Below are 3,450 nucleotides of genomic sequence, written 5' to 3'. Positions count from 1 at the left end.
TGAAGTCCGCCAGCGTCCTGACCTGCGTCTTCGCCGTGTGCACGTAACCTTCGTCGTGCGCGTGAATGGCCAGCGCCTTGATGCCCGGGAACTCCTCTTGCGCGGACTGAACGAAGTAGTCCCAGGCGGCGCGGCTGGCCGATTCGGCGCTGTTGGTCATGAACGGCAGTTCGAAGACTTCCATCAGCGGAAACCGGCCGGCGGTGTAGCCGGGCAGCGTCCAGACGATGTCGACGACGCCGTCCTTGACCTGATCGATGAGCTGGGGCGGCGTGCCGCCGAGCTGCATCGATGGATAGATCTGGCACTTGATCCGGCCCCCGGAGTCCTTGCCGATCCTCTCGCACCAGGGCGCGAGCAGCGTCGACGGCCCCATCGCCGTCGACGGCCAGAAGTGGTGCACCTTGAGCGTGATCTCCTGCGCCAGCGCGGGTGCGGCAAGGAGCATCGCCGACGCGAGCGCCAGCGTGAGGCGGAAGGGACGGATCATCGATTTCTCCTCGGAGTGGACGGTCGGTCGCCGTCGTGCCGCGGCGGCCCGGATGGTCCGGGGCGGTCGCGAACGGGGGATGGTATCCGCAAACGCGCGGCGGCGTCTGCCCGGCGCCCGCGGGGAAGCGCGACGTCCGGGCCGCTGCGGTCGACCCGGCGAGGTGGAAGCGAGCAACTGGCGAGGAATTGGTTGAGCGGCCGACTCGGAAAATGAGAAAATGGCGGTCTATGTTCTCCCGCCTGCGCGAAGACATCGCCATCGTGTTCGAACGCGACCCCGCCGCGCGCTCGACCTGGGAGGTGCTGACCTGCTATCCGGGATTGCACGCCCTCGTCTGGCACCGCCTGGTGTCGCACAGGCTGTGGCGCGCCAACTGGCGCTGGCTGGCGCGCTGGCTGGCGCATTGGGGGCGGTTCCTGACCGGCGTCGAGATCCACCCCGGCGCCACGGTGGGCCGCCGCGTGTTCATCGATCACGGCATGGGGGTGGTGATCGGCGAGACCGCGGAGATCGGCGACGACTGCACCCTCTACCACGGCGTGACGCTGGGCGGTACCTCGTGGAACCAGGGCAAGCGGCACCCGACGCTGGCCCGCGGCGTGGTCATCGGCGCCGGAGCGAAGGTCCTCGGCCCGATCGTCGTCGGCGAGGGCGCCAAGATCGGCTCGAACGCGGTGGTCGTCCGCGCGGTTCCGCCCGGAGCGACCGCGGTCGGCATTCCGGCTCGCATTCTGACCGCCGACGAGGCCGAGCGGCGCGAAGACCATGCCGTCAAGCTGGGTTTTTCGGCGTACGCGATCGCCGCCGACATGAACGACCCGGTCGTCCAGGCGATTCATCGGCTGATCGACCATGCGGCGCTCACCGACGCGCGGATGGAGGCATTGATCGCCCGCCTGCAGCAGGGGGGCGTCGATTGCGGCGATGCCCAGGCCACCGCCGACGGTTTCGACCCGCAGCGGCTGAATCGGATGATCGATTGAACTTTTCGGGGAAGTAGTTGATCAAAGTAGTCGGGATTGATAGGATTCGGGAAGTGCCGAACCTGGACGCCCCGACGCGCGCCGCCCGCGGGCTTGGCGCGACCCGAGAAAACCTCTGCAAAGGTGCACAGCCATGCGTCTCACCACCAAAGGACGATTCGCAGTCACGGCGATGATCGACGTTGCCCTGAACAACGGCAAGGGTCCGGTGACCCTCGCCGGCGTGTCGGAACGCCAGAAGATTTCGCTCTCCTACCTCGAACAGCTGTTCGGCAAGCTGCGGCGGCACGGACTCGTCGACAGCGTCCGCGGCCCCGGGGGCGGCTACAATCTCGCCCGCGACGCCGCGACGCTCTCGGTCGCCGAGATCATCCTCGCCGTCGACGAGCCGATCGACGCGACGCAGTGCGGCGGCCGGGAGAACTGCCACGACGAGGGGCGCTGCATGACGCACGAGTTGTGGTCGAGCCTCAACGACCACATCTTCACCTTCCTGCGCGCGGTCACGCTGGAGCAGCTGGTGCGCGAGCAGCGGGCGAAGCGCGCCGACACGACGGTGCTGCAGGACCAGCGCGGCAGCGCCAAGGTCGCCGGCGAAACCGTTTCCACGGCCGCGCTCTGACCGCCGGTCGACGCCCGGCGGACAACGACAGCCAGCCAACATGACGGACAGCTCGCGATGAAGACCCCGATCTACCTCGACTACTCGGCGACGACCCCGGTCGATCCGCGGGTCGCGCAGAAGATGATTCCCTACCTCACCGAGCACTTCGGCAATCCCGCGTCGCGCTCGCACGCCTACGGATGGACCGCCGAGAAGGCGGTCGAGGACGCGCGCGCCGAGGTCGCGGCGCTGGTCAACTGCGACCCGAAGGAGATCGTCTGGACCTCGGGCGCCACCGAGTCGATCAATCTCGCCCTCAAGGGCGCAGCCCACTTCTACGCCGACAGGGGCAAGCACCTGGTGACGGTCAAGACCGAGCACAAGGCGACGCTCGACACCGTGCGCGAACTTGAGCGGCAGGGCTTTTCGGCGACCTATCTCGACGTGGGCCCCGACGGCCTCGTCGACGTCGAGGCCTTTGCGGCGGCGCTGCGGCCGGACACCATCGTCGCCTCGGTGATGGCGGTGAACAACGAGATCGGCGTGGTCCAGGACTTCGCCGCGATGGGGGCGATCTGCCGCGAGCGCGGCATCATTTTCCACGTCGACGCCGCGCAGGCGACCGGCAAGATCCCGCTCGATCTCGCGGCGCTCAAGGTCGACCTGATGTCGTTTTCGGGGCACAAGACCTACGGCCCGAAGGGTGTGGGCGCGCTGTACGTGCGCCGCAAGCCGCGGGTGCGGATCGAAGCGCAGATGCACGGCGGCGGCCACGAGCGCGGGATGCGTTCGGGCACCCTGCCCACGCACCAGCTGGTCGGCATGGGCGAGGCGTTCCGGCTGGCGCGGCTGGAGATGGCGACCGAGAACGAGCGCGTCCGGATGCTGCGCGACCGCCTCTGGCAGGGGCTGTCGAAGATCGAGGAGGTCTACCTCAACGGCGACCTTGACCGGCGCGTGCCGCACAACCTCAACGTGAGCTTCAACTTCGTCGAGGGCGAGAGCCTGATCATGGCGGTGAAGGACATCGCCGTCTCGTCGGGCTCCGCCTGCACCTCGGCGTCGCTCGAGCCGTCGTACGTGCTGCGGGCGCTGGGGCGCAGCGACGAGCTCGCGCACAGCTCGATCCGCTTCACCGTCGGCCGCTTCACGACGGCCGAGGAGATCGACTACACGATCGCGCTGATGCAGCGCAAGGTGGCGAAGCTGCGCGAGCTGTCGCCGCTGTGGGAGATGCACCAGGACGGAGTCGACCTCGACTCGGTGCAGTGGGCGGCGCACTAGCGGCCGCCGGCAAGTCGCAACACGGAGAACGCAATGGCTTATAGCGAGAAGGTACTGGACCACTACGAGAACCCGCGCAACGTCGG

Annotated in this window: 4 protein-coding genes; 3 read left to right on the top strand and 1 reads right to left on the bottom strand. The window is 68.1% G+C overall.

All coding sequences use genetic code 11. From position 1 onward, the window contains the following. On the bottom strand, window positions 1–490 hold a 490-nt coding region (locus B4M62_RS04745), incomplete at its 3' end, for a hypothetical protein (RefSeq protein WP_290705830.1). Window positions 491–720: 230 nt separating this feature from the next. On the opposite strand from B4M62_RS04745, the gene cysE reads away from it, so the two are divergent. The 3 genes from cysE (at window position 721) to B4M62_RS04730 (ending at window position 3,364) form a co-directional block, all read left to right on the top strand. After that, window positions 721–1,476 (top strand): serine O-acetyltransferase, encoded by a 756-nt coding sequence (gene cysE / locus B4M62_RS04740; protein WP_349678335.1) that lies wholly within the window; start codon window positions 721–723, stop codon window positions 1,474–1,476. 133 nt (window positions 1,477–1,609) lie between these two features. After that, window positions 1,610–2,098 (top strand): Fe-S cluster assembly transcriptional regulator IscR, encoded by a 489-nt coding sequence (iscR, locus tag B4M62_RS04735; protein WP_290705828.1) that lies wholly within the window; start codon window positions 1,610–1,612, stop codon window positions 2,096–2,098. Window positions 2,099–2,155: 57 nt separating this feature from the next. Further along, on the top strand, window positions 2,156–3,364 hold the full coding sequence (locus B4M62_RS04730) for an IscS subfamily cysteine desulfurase (RefSeq protein ID WP_290705827.1): 1,209 nt from the start codon (window positions 2,156–2,158) through the stop codon (window positions 3,362–3,364). Window positions 3,365–3,450: the final 86 nt, after the last annotated feature.

It is taken from the genome of Gordonia sp. UBA5067, from assembly GCF_002414845.1.
Lineage (GTDB): Bacteria > Actinomycetota > Actinomycetes > Mycobacteriales > Mycobacteriaceae > Gordonia > Gordonia defluvii.
Note: the sequence above shows the minus strand (reverse complement) of the source record. Positions and strands in the feature narration are given on the sequence as shown.

Coding starts and splice junctions, on each gene's coding strand:
- iscR (WP_290705828.1), top strand. CDS start 1,610: ATGCGTCTCACCACCAAAGGACGATTCGCAGTCACGGCGATGATCGAC.
- cysE (WP_349678335.1), top strand. CDS start 721: ATGTTCTCCCGCCTGCGCGAAGACATCGCCATCGTGTTCGAACGCGAC.
- B4M62_RS04730 (WP_290705827.1), top strand. CDS start 2,156: ATGAAGACCCCGATCTACCTCGACTACTCGGCGACGACCCCGGTCGAT.